The organism is Kocuria sp. CPCC 204721 (assembly GCF_040980945.1).
Classification (GTDB): Bacteria; Actinomycetota; Actinomycetes; order Actinomycetales; family Micrococcaceae; genus Kocuria; species Kocuria marina.
In genome coordinates this window covers 30,939-47,435 of sequence record NZ_JAVKPO010000004.1, presented here as the reverse complement: position 1 = coordinate 47,435, position 16,497 = coordinate 30,939, and the positions used below count along the sequence as shown (strand labels likewise).

Annotated in this window: 11 protein-coding genes and 1 tRNA gene; 6 read left to right on the top strand and 6 right to left on the bottom strand. The window is 69.9% G+C overall.

The window, feature by feature from the left end; translation table 11 throughout:
- Window positions 1–53: 53 nt before the first annotated feature.
- Window positions 54–1,523, bottom strand: coding sequence for a S1C family serine protease (locus tag RF637_RS05410; RefSeq protein ID WP_368844338.1), 1,470 nt, complete (start codon window positions 1,521–1,523; stop codon window positions 54–56).
- 285 nt (window positions 1,524–1,808) lie between these two features.
- On the opposite strand from RF637_RS05410, the gene RF637_RS05405 reads away from it, so the two are divergent.
- Together RF637_RS05405 and RF637_RS05400 are read left to right on the top strand one after the other, a co-directional pair.
- Complete coding sequence (locus RF637_RS05405; RefSeq protein WP_368844337.1) at window positions 1,809–3,836, top strand: TPM domain-containing protein; 2,028 nt, start codon at window positions 1,809–1,811, stop codon at window positions 3,834–3,836.
- A gap of 79 nt (window positions 3,837–3,915) precedes the next feature.
- A complete protein-coding gene (locus RF637_RS05400) occupies window positions 3,916–4,671 on the top strand; it encodes a PspA/IM30 family protein (RefSeq protein WP_368844336.1) in 756 nt (251 codons plus the stop codon).
- 201 nt (window positions 4,672–4,872) lie between these two features.
- On the opposite strand, the gene RF637_RS05395 is transcribed toward RF637_RS05400, so the two are convergent.
- From RF637_RS05395 to RF637_RS05385, 3 genes are all read right to left on the bottom strand, one after another.
- A tRNA-Met gene (locus tag RF637_RS05395) sits at window positions 4,873–4,949 on the bottom strand.
- A gap of 191 nt (window positions 4,950–5,140) precedes the next feature.
- Entirely contained in the window at window positions 5,141–8,119 is a 2,979-nt protein-coding gene (locus RF637_RS05390) for a UPF0182 family protein (RefSeq protein ID WP_368844335.1), read from the bottom strand.
- A gap of 107 nt (window positions 8,120–8,226) precedes the next feature.
- Window positions 8,227–9,309, bottom strand: coding sequence for a PDZ domain-containing protein (locus RF637_RS05385; protein WP_368844334.1), 1,083 nt, complete (start codon window positions 9,307–9,309; stop codon window positions 8,227–8,229).
- A 275-nt stretch (window positions 9,310–9,584) separates the two neighbouring features.
- Between RF637_RS05385 and RF637_RS05380 the strand changes: the two genes are divergently transcribed.
- Window positions 9,585–11,084 (top strand): zinc-dependent metalloprotease, encoded by a 1,500-nt coding sequence (locus RF637_RS05380; protein ID WP_144930626.1) that lies wholly within the window; start codon window positions 9,585–9,587, stop codon window positions 11,082–11,084.
- A 161-nt stretch (window positions 11,085–11,245) separates the two neighbouring features.
- Here the strand turns inward: RF637_RS05380 and RF637_RS05375 are convergent, their stop codons facing one another.
- Window positions 11,246–11,782, bottom strand: a complete 537-nt coding sequence (locus tag RF637_RS05375; protein ID WP_368844333.1) for a M48 family metallopeptidase — start codon at window positions 11,780–11,782, stop codon at window positions 11,246–11,248.
- Between the two features lie 176 nt (window positions 11,783–11,958).
- Here RF637_RS05375 and RF637_RS05370 point away from each other — a divergent pair, with 176 nt between their 5' ends.
- Window positions 11,959–12,837, top strand: a complete 879-nt coding sequence (locus RF637_RS05370) for a hypothetical protein (protein ID WP_368844332.1) — start codon at window positions 11,959–11,961, stop codon at window positions 12,835–12,837.
- A 38-nt stretch (window positions 12,838–12,875) separates the two neighbouring features.
- Here RF637_RS05370 and RF637_RS05365 read toward each other — a convergent pair whose 3' ends face one another.
- On the bottom strand, window positions 12,876–13,916 hold the full coding sequence (locus RF637_RS05365; protein WP_368844331.1) for a LacI family DNA-binding transcriptional regulator: 1,041 nt from the start codon (window positions 13,914–13,916) through the stop codon (window positions 12,876–12,878).
- Between the two features lie 276 nt (window positions 13,917–14,192).
- Here RF637_RS05365 and RF637_RS05360 point away from each other — a divergent pair, with 276 nt between their 5' ends.
- Together RF637_RS05360 and RF637_RS05355 are read left to right on the top strand one after the other, a co-directional pair.
- The gene (locus tag RF637_RS05360; RefSeq protein ID WP_368844330.1) at window positions 14,193–15,671 is read left to right on the top strand and encodes a flavin-containing monooxygenase; all 1,479 of its coding nucleotides are present in this window, start codon (window positions 14,193–14,195) and stop codon (window positions 15,669–15,671) included.
- Window positions 15,668–16,489 (top strand): alpha/beta fold hydrolase, encoded by an 822-nt coding sequence (locus RF637_RS05355; protein ID WP_368844329.1) that lies wholly within the window; start codon window positions 15,668–15,670, stop codon window positions 16,487–16,489. The genes RF637_RS05360 and RF637_RS05355 overlap by 4 nt, the downstream gene beginning before the upstream one ends.
- The last annotated feature ends 8 nt before the right edge of the window (window positions 16,490–16,497 follow it).

Sequence of the window (16,497 nt, the reverse complement as noted above, 5' to 3'; positions counted from 1 at the left end):
CACCCTGCGAGCGCCGTCGCGAACTCCATCGGTGCGGCCGGAGCCGCGGGCGCCTACTTGCCCGATTGCTCGGCGGCGTTGCCCACGGTGACCTTGGCCGTGTGCTCGTCCCCGCCGCGCCGGTAGGTGACCTCCGCCTCCGTCCCGGCCGCGAGTTCCCGCACGCCGGCGGTGAGGGCGTCCGCGTCCGTGATGCGCTTGCCGTTGAACTGCGTGATCACGTCGTTCGCGCGCAACCCGGCGTCCGCGGCCGGGGAACCGTCCTGCACGCTGCGCACGAGGGCGCCCGCGGAGAACTGCTCGGTGTTGCTGCCCGACGGTGTGTACGCGGAGACCGAGGCGCCCAGGTAACCGTGCGTGGCCTTGCCGTGCTGGATGATCTCGTCCGCGACCCGCTTGGCGGTGTTGGACGGGATCGAGAACCCCACGCCGATGTTGCCGGCCGTGCTCGAACCGTTCGACGACGAACCCGCCGCGGACGCGATCGCCACGTTGATCCCGATCACCTGACCGTTCGCGTTCACCAAGGCACCGCCGGAGTTGCCGGGGTTGATCGCTGCGTCCGTCTGGATCACGTTGAGGTACACGCTGGACTGCGCGTTGCGCGAACCGGACTGCCCGTTGTCGGGGAAGTTGAAGAAGAAGTCCTGCGGACCCCGCGGGCTCGGGCTGGATTCGCTCGGGGTCTCCGGTGCTGCCGAGGACGCGACGGCGATCGTGCGGTTGAGTGTGGAGACGATGCCGTCCGTGACGGTTCCGCTCAGCCCGAGCGGTGAGCCGATCGCGATCGCGGTGTCCCCCACGTTGAGCTTGCTCGAGTCACCGAACTCCGCGGGCGTGAGACCGCTCGGGTCCACCTTGATCACCGCGAGGTCCGATTCGGGGTCCGTGCCCACGAGGCTGGCCTTGCGCACGGACCCGTCCGAGGTCTGGACCTCCAGGTTGGCGTCCGAGCTCGCGCCGTCCAGCGTGACCACGTGGGTGTTGGTGAGGATGTGCCCCTGATCGTCCAGGATCACACCGGAGCCCGTGCCCGCCCGGCCCCCGGCGGACGCGGAGATGGTCACCACGGACGGGGAGGCCTTGTGGGTGGCCCCCGTGATCTGGTTGACCGACTCCGTGTTGTTCACGATCACCGGGGAGCTGTTGCCCGCCGCGGACACGCCGTTGTTCTCGGCGAGGGCGCCGGTCCCCACCGCGGTCCCCGCACCGATCAGCCCCGCGAGCACCATGCCGGTGACCAGCGCACCCGCCGAGAACTTCCGCTTGGGCGTCGTGGCGGTCGCGGCACCCCCGGCCGGTTGCGACGCCGCGGCGTAGCCGTCCGGACCACCGGAATAGGTGCCGTACCGGTAACCCCCGGTGGCGCCGGGGTGTTCGCCCGCGGGCGGGATGGGCTGGGTGTCCTGCGCGTGCCACAGCGAACCCTGGCCAGCGCCCTCCGTCCCGGAGCCGTACTGGCCGTACCGGGGCACGGGACGCTGGGGATCGCCGCCCGCACGGGGGTCATGGGAATCGGCCATGTTGTCTCCTTCAGGACTGTGACAGGACGTCGAGGGATCGTGTGTCTGGACGCGGATGCCGGGACCGGCCCGGCGGCTTCCGGTGACCCAGTATGCCCGGGCGTACTGAGCCGCGGCTGTGAGAACTGGCCGATTCCTGCACGTTGTCTGGCGATCTCCGGGACGCTCGCTGATTTCGTGACCGCGTTGTCCGTTCAGCGTAGTCTGTGACTCGGACGACCATCGCGTCCCGGGGAGACCCCCGGGCGGGCGTCCTCCGGGCTGAGATCGATTGGAACGAGGGTCATGAGTTCACACACCGTTTGGCGCCGCGCTGTTTCCGCGACCGTACTCTCGGGAGTGTGCTTGTTCGCGGCACCCGCCGCCCTGGCCGAGCCGCCTCAGCAGGTGGACCCGGGCACGCGGATCGTGGATTCGGCGAACGTCCTGGGCAACACGTCGCAGTTGCAGGACGGGATCAACAAGGTCGCCAGCGAACACAACATCACGCTCTACGTGGTGTACGTGGACCGGTTCACGAACCCCACCGATCCCGGTCAGTGGGTCCAGGACTTCGCCCGGAACAACGGTTTCGGGACCAATGACGCCGTGCTCGCCGTGGCCACCGAGACCCGCCAGGCGCGGTTCGTGGCCAATTCGGCGGGTCCCCTGTCCCGTTCCGACACCCAGGAGATCTACAACGAGAACATCGTCCCCGCCCTGCGCAACGGCAACTGGGACGCCGCCGCCCAGGGTGCCGTGGAGGGGATCGACTCGAAACTCGGCGGGGTGAGCCTGAACGGGGCCGGCGGTGTGGTCGGCGGGGTCGTGGTGCTCGGCGGGCTCGCGGCCGCGGGCGTGGGCGTCGCGTCGCTCATGCGCGGGCGGCGTCGTCGTGCGAATGCACCCCAGGCCCCGGAACCGCACAACGGCAGCAGCGCGCCGCAGCGACCGCTCGTGCCCCTGCCCGAGCTGCACAAGCGCGCGGGTTCGGCGCTCGTGGAGGCGGACAACGCGATCCAGCACTCCGAGCAGGAACTCACCTTCGCGCAGCTGCAGTACGGCCGCGAGCAGACCCAGCCGTTCGAGCACGCGCTCGCGCGGGCCAAGGAGCACATGCGCGCGTCCTTCGAGCTGCAGCAGAAGCTCGAGGACCACATCCCGGACACCGAGGCGGACCAGCGCGCGTGGCTCGGCGAGATCATCGAGCGCTCCAACCAGGCACGCGGTTCCCTCGCGGAACAGGAACAGAACTTCTCGCAGTTGCGCCAGCTCGAGACCCGCGCCCCCGAGGCGCTCGAGGACGTGCGCCACGCCGTGGCCGGTGTCCGGCCGCGCCTGCAGGACGCCGAGTCCCTGCTCGTCTCGCTGCACGCCACGTACGACGACGCCGCTCTGGCCCCCGTGCGCGACAACGGCGAGCAGGCGCGCGAACGCCTCGAGTTCGCCGACTCCGCGATCGCCCAGGCCCAGCAGGACCTGGACGCGGGGCAGGTCTCGCAGGCCGTACTCAACATCCGCGCCGCCGAGGAGGCCCAGGGCCAGGCCGAGGGTCTGATCACCTCGGTGGAGAACGCCCGCCGGGAACTGGCCAAGGCCGAGGAGTCCCTCAAGGATGCCGTGAGCATCGCCCAGCGGGACGTCGCCGAGGCCGAGGGACTGGTCCAGCAGGGTTCCCGCCCCGAACTCGCGGGGGCCGCCGCCGGGGTGCGCTCCGTGCTGCAGACCGTGATCCAGAACATGCGTTCCGGGCGCTACGACCCCATGGGCTCCGCCCGCCGGCTCGCGCAGGCCAAGGCCGAGCTCGACAAGGGCCTGGACGACGTCCGCAGCGCGAACGACCGCGCCCGCTCCGCGCGCGAGACCCTGTCCCACGCACTCGTGAGCGCGCAGGCGAGCCTGACCACCGCGTCCGACTACGTGTGGGCGCGCCGCGGCGGCGTGGGCGCCCGAGCACGCACGGAACTCGCGGAGGCCGAACGCCACCTGGAGATCGCGCAGCAACTGCAGAACTCCGATCCCGAGCGCGCCCTCAACGAGGCCAACCAGTCCATCCGCCTCGCGGACTCCGCCCAGCGCTCTGCGCAGACGGACGTGGACGAGTTCTACAACTCCCCCATGGGCTACGGCGGCATGGGTTACGGCCGGCGCAGCAACGGGCTGGGCGGTGCCATGCTCGGCGGGATCCTGCTGGGCGGGATCCTCAACGGCGGCATCGGCGGGGGCCACTACGGCGGCGGAGGCGGTGACTTCGGCGGCGGTTTCGGCGGCGGGGGCGGCGATTTCGGTGGCGGCTTCGGTGGCTTCGACGGCGGTGTGGGCGGGAACTTCTGACCCCCTCCGGGTGAGCGGCGCACCCGCCGCCCCGTGACAGATTTCAGCTTTGTCCGAGATACGAGAAGAGGAGAACACCATGTCCAAACAGTCCATTTTCGGGCGGATCGCTCAGCTGGCCAAGGCGAACATCAACGCGATGATCGATTCCGCGGAGGACCCCCAGAAGATGCTGGACCAGATGGTCCGCGACTACACCGAGAACATCCGCGAGGCGGAGTCCGCCGTGGCCCAGACCATCGGTAACCTGCGCTTGCTCGAGAAGGACCACGCCGAGGACGTCCAGGAGGCCGCCCAGTGGGGCAACAAGGCACTGGCCGCGTCCAACAAGGCGGAGGAGTTCCGTTCGTCCGGTAAGGAGAGCGAGGCCCAGAAGTTCGACAACCTGGCCAAGGTCGCACTGCAGCGTCAGATCCAGTCCGAGAGCGAGGCCCGCGGGGCCGAACCGCAGATCGCGTCCCAGACCGAGGTCGTGGAGAAGCTCAAGGACGGGCTCAACACCATGCGCGGCAAGCTGCAGGAGCTCTCCGCCAAGCGTGACGAGCTGGCCGCCCGCCAGAAGACCGTTCAGGCCCAGGCCCAGGTGCAGGACTCCCTCAAGGCGTTCGACGTCATGGACCCCACGAGCGAGGTCTCCCGGTTCGAGGACAAGATCCGCCGCGAGGAGGCTCGCGTGGCGGGTCAGCAGGAGCTCGCCGATTCCTCCCTGGACCGCCAGTTCGAGGCGCTCGAGAACATGGGTCAGCAGACCGAGATCGAGGCGCGGCTCGCGGCTCTCAAGGCCGGCAACGCCACCACGAACGGCGAGAAGATTGTGTCCTCCGAGGAAGTCTGAGTCACTTCCGGGACTGCCGGTGCGGTGGCCGCAGCATTCAGGTCCTCATCCCGCGGCTGAGCAGACACCCCCGGCGTGAGCTGACGGGGAGCAAACGCGGCATCGCCTGCTGCGTTTGCTCCACTGCTTGTCGCGACGTAGCCCCGGACATGTGTCCGGACATGCCAGAAGCCCGGTTTCCTGGGAAACCGGGCTTCTTCGTGGTTGCGGGGGCAAGATTTGAACTTGCGACCTCTGGGTTATGAGCCCAGCGAGCTACCGAACTGCTCCACCCCGCGGCGACGTCCTCAACTATACGGAGGGTGAACAGATCGTGCAAATCGGGTATCCCCCGGCGCGGATCCGCACGGGACAGCGCCCCGATGGCGAGGGGCGGTGAGGACAGGGGCGGCGGCAAGGGGGGGACGGTGATGGCGAAGGGCGGTGACCGGGAGAACCCGATCACCGCCCTTCGGGCGTCTCCCCTGGATTACGGGGTGGCACCGTCCTGACGCATGGCCTCGTCGATGGCCTGCTTCAGCCGGTCCTGGGCCTCGCCGTACTGCGTCCAGTCACCGTCCCGGCGTGCCCGATCCGCTTCCTGCATGGCCTGGTTGGCGTTGTCCAGAGCCTGCTGCAGGGACGTGGAGCGCGGCGACGGGGTCCCGGAGGGCTGTGGCGAGGGGCTGGCCGACGCGCCGTCGTCCACCGCGCCGGTGCGCCCGTCGCCGCCCTGGGCGGCCTCCGCGGCCTGGTCGTTCACGCCGGCCCCGGTGTCCGTGGTGGCACCGGAGTTACCGCTGAAAACCTCATCCAGAGCGCCGTCGAGCGTGGGGGCGAATCCGACCTTCTCACCGAAGCCCACGAGGACGCGGCGCAGGGTGGGGTAGGCGGCATCGCCGGAGGACTGCACGTACACGGGCTGGACGTAGAGCATGCCCCCGCCCGCGGGCAGTGTCAGCAGGTTGCCGTTGATGACCTCGGACGCACCCTGACGCAGCAGGTTCAGCTCCTGGGACACATCCGTGTCCGAGTTGAACAGGTTCTGCGCCTGGCCCGGACCGGGCACCACCGAGGAGCGCGGCAGTTCGAGCAGCCTCAGTTTGCCGTAGTCCTCGCTCTTGACGCCGTCCTCACCGGTCCCGGCGTCCGCGTTGGCGGAGAGGTACCCGTACATCACGTTACGGGTGTTGCCGGACTCGTTCTGCTGCGGGATGAAGGACGAGGTGAGCGAGAAGTTCGCCTTGTCCTCACCCGGCATGCGCATGGAGAGGTAGTACGGCGGCTGCGGGACGTCCTGGTTCTGCTGGGTGGGGTCGTTGGGCACGGACCACACGTCGTCGCTCGCGTAGAAGCTGTTCGCGTCCGTGACGTGGTAGCGGTTGAGCAGCTCACGCTGGACCTTGAACATGTCTTCGGGGTAGCGCACGTGGGCCATGAGGTCCGCGGACATCTCCGAGTACGGCTTGAGCGTGTTCGGGAAGACCTTCTGCCACGACTTCAGGACGGGGTCCTGGTCGTCCCACGCGTAGAGATCCACGGAACCGTCGTAGGCGTTGACCGTGGCCTTGACCGAGTTACGGATGTAGTTCACACGCTCGGGCGGCAACGCAGCGGCGGTGCCCTGCGCGGTCTGGGTGTCCTGGGTGGCGTCCTGGAGCACGGACGGCGTGGAGTACGGGTAGGACGCCGCCGTGGTGTAGGCGTCCACGATCCACACGACCTTGTTGTCCACGATCGCCGGGTACGGGTTGCCGTCCACCGTGAGGTAGGGGGCCACCTTCTCCACCCGCTCACGCGGGTTGCGGTCGTAGAGGATCTGGGACTCCGGGCGCACCGCGTCCGAGAGCAGCATGTCCGTGGACTGGAACTTGATGGAGTAGGACAGCTTGTTGAACCAGTTGCCCACGGTGGGGCCGCCGTTGCCGGCGAACGTGGTCTTGGCGTCCTGGGCGTCCCCGTCATTGGTCTGGGGGCGGTCCAGCTCAAGCGGCGGGTCCTCCGGGGAGCCACCCACGATCGAGTACTCGGGCGAGTTCTCCCCGAAGTAGATCCGCGGCTCGTAGTCGTTGGAGATCTCACCGCGGGACGGGATCCCGGCCTGCATGAATTGGGGCTTGCCGTCCGACTGCACGCGGGAGCCGTACGCGGCCACCACGCCGTAGCCGTGGGTGTAGACCACCGACTGGTTGTACCAGCCCTGGATCTGGTCCGGGTTCAGTTCACGGGTCGCGATGACCGTGTCCTGGGTCTGGCCGTCGATCGTGTAGCGGTCCACGTTGAGCATGTCGGAGAACTGGTAGTACGGCCGGAACTGCTGCAGCTGGGCGAACGCGGAGGAGACCACGTTGGGGTCCAGCAGACGGATGTTGGAGGTGGTCTCCGTGTCCTGGCGCAGTGCACCCTGTTCGGTCTGGGTCGTGGCGTCGTACGGGGTGACCTCGGTGTTGTCCAGACCGTAGGCCTGCCGGGTCATGGTGATGTTGCGCTGGATGTACTCGTTCTCGAGCGCCTGCTCCGTGGGGGTCACCTGGAAGCGCTGGATGGCCCACGGGTAGAGCCCACCGGCCACCACGGCCACGACCACGAGCATCGCGGCACCGATCAGGGGCAGCTTCCAACGGCCGATGAACCCGGCCACCACGAACAGGATGGCCACCAGGACGGCGGCGATCGCCAGGATGCCCTTGGTGGGGATCACGGCGTTGACGTCGGTGTACAGCGCACCTGTCCACTTGCCCGAGTTGGAGGTCAGGGTCGCGTAGCGGTCCAGCCAGAAGTTCACGGCCTGCAGCGCGAGGAACGCGGCCACGATGGAGCCCAGGTGCACGCGGGCGGAACGGGTCGTGGCGATCCCGCGTTCATGGATGCGGATCCCGCCGTAGACGTAGTGCATGAGCAGCCCGGCCACACCGGCGAGCAGCAGGGCGGTGACCAGGAAGCCGATCAGCAGCCGCAGGAACGGGAGGGTGAACACGTAGAAGCCCAGGTCCAGGTCGAACTGGGGGTCGGTCTGCCCGAAGGGTTCCTGGTTGAGGAACAGCAGCACGGTCTGCCACTGGGACGTGATCGTGGAGGCGGCGAACAGCCCGAAGATCACCGGGACGGCCACCATGACGATCTTGCGCACGGGGTCCAGCGCCTGCTGGTACTTCTGCATGTTGTCGCTGACCTGGCCGGTGTCCCGGGGGCGGTTGCGGTACGCGAGCCACAGGCTCAGGAACATGAGCGTGGCCACGATCACGGCGGAGATGATGAACAGACCGATCATCGCGAGGTTACGGGTGACGAACACCCGCAGGTAGCCGAGCTGCTCGAACCAGAGGATGTTCGTGTAGACCTGGGTGAACCCCACGAACAGGGCGATGAGGACCACCACCGCGATCACTGTGGGCAACAGGGCCCCGTGTTTCTTGCGGCCCGCTGCGGACCCGCTGGATGGACGTGGGGATGTGGATCCGGCGGTCACTGAATACCTCTGAATTCCCTGGGCACGGATGATGATCTGTCAATGATCAGTGTCCACCCTATTGTGCTGGCCCCCGTCGCGGCATGCAATTTCACCACCTCGGGATGTCACCGGGTGCCGCAGGAAGGCAGCTCCACGACCGATCCGGACGCCGCTTTTTCGACCCCTTCCACAGCATCTCCCAGTGTCTTCACCTCGATCACCGTGAGACCATCCGGGACGTGCCCGGCCACCTCACCGCAATTGTCCGAGGGGGCCAGGAAGTACGTGGCACCGGACTCCGCTGCGCCCTGCAATTTCTGTCGGATCCCGCCGATGGGACCGACCTTCCCGTCCGCCGAGATCGTTCCGGTACCCGCGATGTGTTCGTCGCCCGCCATCGATCCGGGGGTCAGTTCCTCGATGATCCCCAGCGCGAACATCATCCCGGCGCTGGGTCCACCCACCTGGTCCAGTTGGAAGTCCACGTCCACGGGGAACTCGTATTTCGGTACGAGGTACACGCCGAGCTGCCACCGCTGCGAGTCCTCGTCCCGGGTCAGCTTCACGTGTTCGGTGACCGTCCTGCCGTCCCGGCGCACGACGACGTCCGCTCCCCGCTCCCCCGCGGCGTCGAGTTGCTCGCGCAACAGCTCGAGCGAGGTGACCTGCGTGCCGTTCACGGAGAGGATCCGGTCCCCGGCCCGCAGGACACCGCCCGCGGCGCCGCCGGGGATCACGGCGTGCACGGTCAGGGTGGTCGTGAACGGCTTGCCCAGGTGGTTCAGCGCGGCCGCCACGGAGTCCTCCTGGGAGGTGACCATGGCCGCGGCGTTGGACTCGTCCACCTGCTGGCCCGTGGTGTCCGGCGGGTAAAGGGTGTCCTCCGGGATCACGGCATCGGAGGGATCCAACCAGCCCAGCAGCGCGTTGATGGAGTTGAGCCGCCCGGAGGGTCCGCCCGTGACGTACACGGTGGTCAGGTCCAACCGGCCGTCGCTCGGGAAGGTCGGGGCGCCCGTGATCTTGACGAGCTGCTTGTCGTCGTGACTGCCCACGGTGTTGAACGTGGGTCCGGCGGATTCCACGACGTACGGCGCGGGCAGCACCACGCCCGCGAGCAGCAGCACCGTGGTCCCCGCGAGCGCGACCGACGGCAACGACCGGCGGCGGAGGAATCCGCGCCGCGCCCCCTTCTGCTCACCCGTCACGTCGCTTCCTCTCCACGGCCTCCAGGACCGTCCCAGCGTACTCGGCCCACCCTGGGAAGGTCCCGCGCACCGTCTGGGGCGTACGTCGCACGCCCTCGTGGAAGGTTCGAAGACGCCGCACGGCCGGGGACGGCGGCGTCGCCCGCTCCCGGTGAACGGGCGCCCGGAGGGTACCTGAGCCATCAGCGAACTGGGGGCGCACGCGGTGGTTCGGGCCCGGGGCGGACGGCTAGGGTTTGAGCAGTCCTAGATCCTCCACGACGATTGGCGGTCCCATGCCTTCGAACCCTCCGTACGACGAGAACGGCGAGAACCCCAAGGACCCGTTCCAGGAGATGTTCGAGCGTCTGCTGGGCTCCGGGAACATGAAGCCCGGTGACATGCCGGCCGGTATGCCCATGGACCCGCAGGCCATGTCCATGATGTTCCAGCAGATCCAGTCCATGATGAGTTCGACCTCCTCGGGGGAGCCCATCAACTGGGAGCTCGCCAACCAGCACGCCCGTCAGGTGGCCGCGCAGAAGGGCGACGCGTCCGTTTCGGCGAAGCAGAAGGGCGCCGTGAACGACGCCATGAAGCTCGCGGACCTGTGGCTCACGGACAACACCGCGTTCGGCGAAGCCCCCGTGCTGCCGTCCGCGTGGGCGCGCGCCGAGTGGATCGAGGCCACGTGGGAGACCTGGAAGGAGATGACCACCCCGGTGGCCACCTCCGTGTCCAAGGCCATGTCCGACGCCCTCACCCAGCAGTTGCCCCCCGAGCTCTCCCAGGCCATGGGCGGGGCGGATCTGTCCGGGATGCTCTCCGGCGCGGGCTCCATGATGTTCGGGATGCAGCTGGGACAGGCCGTGGGTGCGCTCTCGTGCGAGGTGCTGTCCTCCACGGACGTGGGCATCCCCCTGGCCAAGGACCGCTGCGCGCTCGTGCCGTCCAACGTGGCCGAGTTCAGCGAGGGGCTGGACCTGCCGGCCTCGGACGTGATGCTGTACCTGGCCATCCGCGAGGCCGCCCACACGCGTTTGTTCCACGGTGTGCCGTGGTTGCGGCAGTACGTGCTGGACCTGATCACGGCGTTCGCGTCCGAGATCCACATCGACATGGACCGGATCGAGTCCATCGCCCAGGAACTCGACCCCTCCGACCCCTCGGGCATCCAGGACGCGCTGGCCTCCGGCGTGTTCAGCCCCGAGATGACCCCGCGCCAGGAGGCCACACTCGCCAAGCTCGAGACGGTCCTCGCGCTCGTGGAGGGTTGGGTCAACCGCGTCACCGTGGCCTCCACCGCCAACATCCCCTCCGCCGCCGCCCTCACCGAGATGATGGCCCGCCGCCGCGCCGAGGGCGGGCCCGCCGAGCGCACCTTCGGTTCCCTCGTGGGTCTCGAACTGCGCCCCCGCCGATTGCGTGAGGCCGCGACCTTCTGGGGCTACGTGGAGGAACAGCGCGGGATCACCGAGCGCGACAGCCTCTGGGAGTCCCCCGAGCTGCTGCCCACCAACGAGGACCTCGACGATCCCCAGGGCTTCGAGGAGCGCCGCGGGCTGCTCACGGCCAGCGACGAGGAGATGGACGCCGCCCTGGAGAAGCTGCTGGCCGGCGGGTACGAGGACGGTCGGCAGGCCCCGGGGGGCGCGAGTTCCACCGGCCAGGCCTCCGCGGACACGAAGCAGGGTGCGTCCGGGGAGACGTCGCCTGGACGCGAGCCGGGTGAGAGCACGGGCACTGCCGGCGACGACGACCAGGACGATCCCGACACCACGCGGGACGAGGACTGATCGTGGGCGGCTGGGCCTCTGTGTAGTAGGCCCGTCGTACGGACTTCAGGGTTTACGGCCGGGCCCGTGCGAACGGCCCGGGGCCACTCGCACCGAGACTCGTACGGACCTCGTACCGGCCCCTCGCCGACCCGGCTCGCCGGGCTGGCCCCTCGGGTGCCTCACTCCCGGCCCGTGACCTGCGCGGGGTTCCACTCCGCCCACGCGACGCCGTCCAGGAACTGGGCGGCGTCGTGCGCCCTGGGGTGGCGCCGTGCCATCTCCCAGAACCGCTCGTTGTGGTGAGCTTCGAGCAGGTGCACGAGCTCGTGCAGCACCACGGTCTCCAGAACCCACTCGGGCGCGTCCGCGAGTCGCCGTGAGATCCGAATGGCACCCGTGGCGGGGGTCGCCGAGCCCCACCGTGTGTGCTGGCGGGCGGACCACGTGATGCTCGTGGGCCGGGCACGACCCTCCAGGTAGGTCCGGGACAGCCGCTGCGCCATCTCCTCCAGCGCCGTGTCGGAGTGCCGCGTGCGCGAGGCCGCCTCCGCCGCGCGCCGCTTGGCCACGACCCTGGGAACGAGAGTTGCACTCCAATGCGCGATCTGGGCACGGGTAGCCCGTTGCGGCACCGAGAGCACCACGGCGTCCCCGCTGAAGTGGGCGTTGACGGTCTTGGTGCGGCGGGCACTGCGCTTGACGACGATCTCCGGCATCTCCTCCGGTGGTTCGACGATTCTGGCTCGTGGTGGGGGCATGCCCCCAGTTCACCACCCCGCCCGGGCGGGGCACGAACCGGGACGCAGAAGGGGAGCACGGTGCCCGTAGCACCCGTCCTGTGGATTGCCCCGCGCCGGCCCCGGGAGCATCCCGCTTCGGCAACCCTGTTGCCATGACCCACCGTTGCCCAACCACCCCCGAGGAACCCTGCGCTCCCCCGGCGCTCGACGAGCTGCGCGTTCTCGCGCTCGGGCTCGACCCCCTCACCGCCGCCGTGTGCCTCGCGCTCGCGGAGGCCGGGGTCTGCCTGCTCAACGTCCGGGATCCTGCACCCGTCGAGACCGCGGACGTCCGCCACGGCCCGTATCCCGCGGAGTTCCAGGGCCAGCCGCGTGAACTGGCGCTGAGGACCCTGCTGCGGCGCAGATCCCCGCGCTGCGCCCCGCTCAGCGCACCCGAGCTCTTCCCGTCGGCGGCAGTGCCCACCGCCGTGGTGCTCCACACGTGGTCCGTGCCCGGTGATCTCGTGGCGGACCTCGCCACGGCTCCCTCCCCGGACCTGGACCCGGCGCTGCCCACCCTGAGCGTGGTCCGCGACGGCGGGTCCGTGGTGGTCTGGCCCCTCACCGACTGGGCGCATCGCCCGTGCCGAGCCTGTGTGGCGAGTGCGGTCCGTGAAGCGCGACGCGCGTTCCGTGGGTCCCCATCCACGTCCGGCGAGCCTCTGCTTCCGCGTCAGGACGGGGCAGTGGCCGTGCTGACGCGCACGGTGGCCACCGGGGAGATCGCGGGTCGCCTGCTGTCCCACGTGCTGCGGGACGACGCCGCTCCGCGGGCGGCACCGTCTGACCCGCCACACGACGCTCCCCCGGACGTGCCACCTGCCGGCACCGAAACGGCGCCGTCCGGCCCACCGCCGGCCCGGCCCACCGCCGGAACGCAGTCACCTGACGGTCCGGAAGCGTGCCTCGTGCTGCGCCGGGGGCTGACGGTTCTGCCGTTGGCCCCGGATCCGAGGTGCCTGTGCTCCCTCGCGTTCACCGGGCTGTGAACCGTGCGTGCGGAGTGCGCCGTACCACCCGTGCCCGCTCAGACGGAGTCGCGGTCCACCGTGAAGGCCCCCGCCGTGTCCGGGGGCGAGGGTGCGGGCTCGTCCCGCACCAGGGCGTTGATCACGGCCACGATGTGCCGGGCCGTGACCTCCGGGTCCAGCGCCACCATGGTCAGCGGAGGGTCGGCCAGCGCCGCCGCCGGGGAGTCGTTGACCCCCACGATCGCGAGGTCCGCGGGCGCTTTCCAGCCGAGCCGCCGCATCCCGCAGAGCACGGCGAGCGCGGCGGTGGTGTCGTGGGCGCACACCCCGGACGCCCCCGGGTGCCGTTCGCGCCACTGCAGCAGCACATCGGCCGCCCCGCGGGGATCCACAGGAAGGGGAAGAACGCTCGGGCGAGGCAGGCCACGGGCCGCGCACTCGCGCTGCAGCACCTCGAAGCGCCACTGGGAGACGCCGTGCATGTGCTCCCCGCCCGTGACCGCATAGCCCAGGTGCGTATGGCCCGCGGCCACGAGCCGCTGCACCTGCACCCTGGCGATGTCCCGCTCACGGAGACCCGTGATCCACCGCCCCATGTCGTCCGAACCGGTCCAGGAGACGACGCCGCGCACGCCACTTCGACGCATGCGCTCGGCGTCGTCCTCCGCGAGGTCCCACGCGAGCACGGCGGCCGGCGTCACGGAGGACCAGACCTGGGCGGCGGGGCGGCGGGTCCACGCATGGATCACCATGGACAGCCCCACCTCGGAGAACAGCACCGAGAGCCGCTCCACGATCACCCCGATGTCCTCGGTGAGGGACCCCGCCGGCGGGAGGTATAGCAGCACGGAGGTGGAGCGGCCCCGACCGAGCGCCCGCGCCTCCGCCGAGGGCGCGTAGGAGAGCTCCCGGGCGGCGTCGAGCACGCGGCGTCGGGTGCCCGCGGAGATGGACTGCGAGGGGGTGTCGTTGAGCACGAAGCTCACGGTGGTGCGGGAGACCCCGGCCAGCCGTGCCACGTCGGCGCTCGTGGCCCGCCGTGCGGGGGTGCGGTGCCGGTGCATGCTCGTGAGTTCTCCCTGGAGGTCGGTGGCCACATGGTAGCGAGTGGCCCACCGCCGCCGGGCCCTGATGGCCCACGAATGTGAGCTGTTACACTCGACAACCATCAAGCTAACACGCGTTAGTGTGCACCGGCACGGACCGCTGCCGACCCGGGCCCCTCCCGGCGCACGGCCTGCGTGCAGGGAACTGGAAGCGGCCACGTCGCCGCGAGGTTTCGGAGCCGGTACCCGTCGGGAACGCCGTCGGGCACCGGCTGCACCACCCGGATCCGACCGGGGCGCGAGACCGCAAGGGAGTTGGAGAACCACATGGACACTCAGGACGTCGACGTGATCATCATCGGTGCCGGGATCTCCGGCATCGGCGCCGCTCGGGAGCTCGCCGGCACCGGCCGCACCGTCCGCATCCTCGAGGCGCGCGAGGACATGGGCGGCACGTGGGACCTCTTCCGGTACCCGGGTATCCGCTCGGACTCGGACATGGCCACCTTCGGCTACCGCAGCCACCCCTGGACAGGAGAGCGCAGCCTGGCCACTGGGGACACCATCCTCGACTACGTCCACGCGGCGGCCGAGGAGGCCGACGTCACAAAGGACATCCGGTTCGGGCGGCGCGCCGAGCAGGCACGGTGGTCCTCCGAAACCCACACATGGACCGTCACGCACCGCGACGTCCACACGGGCGGGGCCGAGCAGCTCACCGGCCGGTGGCTGTTCATGGCCACGGGCTACTACCGCTACGACGAGGGCTTCACCCCCGACTGGCCTACGCTGTCCGAGTTCGAGGGGACCGTGGTTCACCCGCAGCACTGGCCGGAGGACCTGGACGTGGCGGGCCGTCGCGTGGTCGTGATCGGCAGCGGCGCCACCGCCGTGACCCTCGTGCCCGCGCTCACGGACCGCGGCGCTCACGTGAGCATGCTGCAGCGCTCCCCGTCCTACGTGGCCTCCGTGCCCGGCAGGGACGAGACTGGCATCAAGCTGCGCAAGTGGCTGCCGCCGCGCGTGGCCGGGGAGGCCAACCGCTGGCGCAACATCGTGCGCTCCATGGCCATCTACGAGTTCAGCCGCCGCCGACCGCAGGCCATGCGGGACCTGCTGCACCGCGGGGCTGTGAAGCACCTGGGCCCCACCTTCCCGGTGGACGAGCACTTCACCCCCGAGTACGACCCGTGGGACCAGCGGCTGTGCGCGGCACCGGACGGCGACTTCTTCAAGGCTGTGCGCGGGGAGCACGCCGAGGTGGTCACGGACACCATCGAACGCTTCACCGCGGACGGGATCCAGCTGCGCTCGGGCCGTCACCTCCCGGCGGACGTGATCGTCACCGCCACGGGGCTCAACGTGCAGTTTCTTGGGAACATGGATCTCGTGGTGGACGGGGAGACCGTGGATCCGGCCGCGCGCGTGAGCTACCGCGGCATGATGCTCGACGGCGTCCCTAACATGGCCTTCGCCATCGGGTACACGAACTCCTCGTGGACCCTGCGCGTGGACCTGATCACAGAGTACTTCCGGCGGCTGCTGGACCGCATGGACCGCGAGGGCGCCGTGGCCGTCACGCCCCGGTACTCCGGCCCCCGCACCGGGCTGCGCCCGCTCATCGACCTGGCCTCCGGCTACATCCAGCGTGGCGCACACCTGCTGCCCCGCCAGGGCCGCGACGGGGCATGGAACGTGCGGCAGAACTACCTGCGGGACCGGGTGCTGTTCCGTCCGGGTGCCGAGAAGGACGAGCAACTCGAGTTCACGGTGCCCGCCCGCACCATCTCGGGGGTGGGCGCGTGAGCACGCAGCTGTGGAACGGGCTGAGCTGGCGCGAGACCGGTGAGGGCACCCCGGTGCTGCTGATCCACGGGATCGGACGCAGCCTGGCCGACTGGGACGAGCAGCACGAGCGTCTGGCCGCGCGGCACCGTGTGATCAGCGTGGACCTCCCCGGCTTCGGTGGCTCCGAGGTCCCCACCGAGGGCATGAGCCTCTCGAATCTCGCCGCCCGCGTGGCGGAGTTCGTGCGCGCCCAGGGCATTGCGCCGGCCCACGTGGCCGGCAACTCCCTGGGCGGGGCCGTGGCCATGCAGCTCACCGCCGACCACCCGGAACTCGTGCGCAGCCTGCTGCTCGTAAACTCCGCAGGATTCGGAAGGGGCGTGAGCCCGGCCCTGCGGCTCGCGGCGCTGCCCGGGGTGGGCGAGCGCGCACTGACACCGAGCCGCAAGGGTGCGCTGCGCTCCGAGCGGGCCATGTACCACGACCCCGCCCTGGCCACGCCCGAGCGCGTGGAACGCGGTTACGAACTCGCGCAGCGACCCGGCGGCTCCGAGGCCATGCTGCAGATGCTGCGCTCGATCGGCTCGATCGCGGGTGTGAAGCGGCCCTGGCGGCGCCGGCTGCTCCCCCGCGTGCGGGCCACCGGTGTTCCCGTGTTCATCATGTGGGGCGACAAGGACACGGTGCTGCCCTTCCGTCACCTCGCCCGCGGGGCGAAGGCCCTGGGGGCTCGCAGCCACCGGTTTCCCGACACCGGCCACGGGCCCATGATCGAGCGGCCCGACGAGTTCGCCCGCCTGGCCACCGAGTTCTGGGCGAGCGCGGAGCGCAGCTGACGACGCCG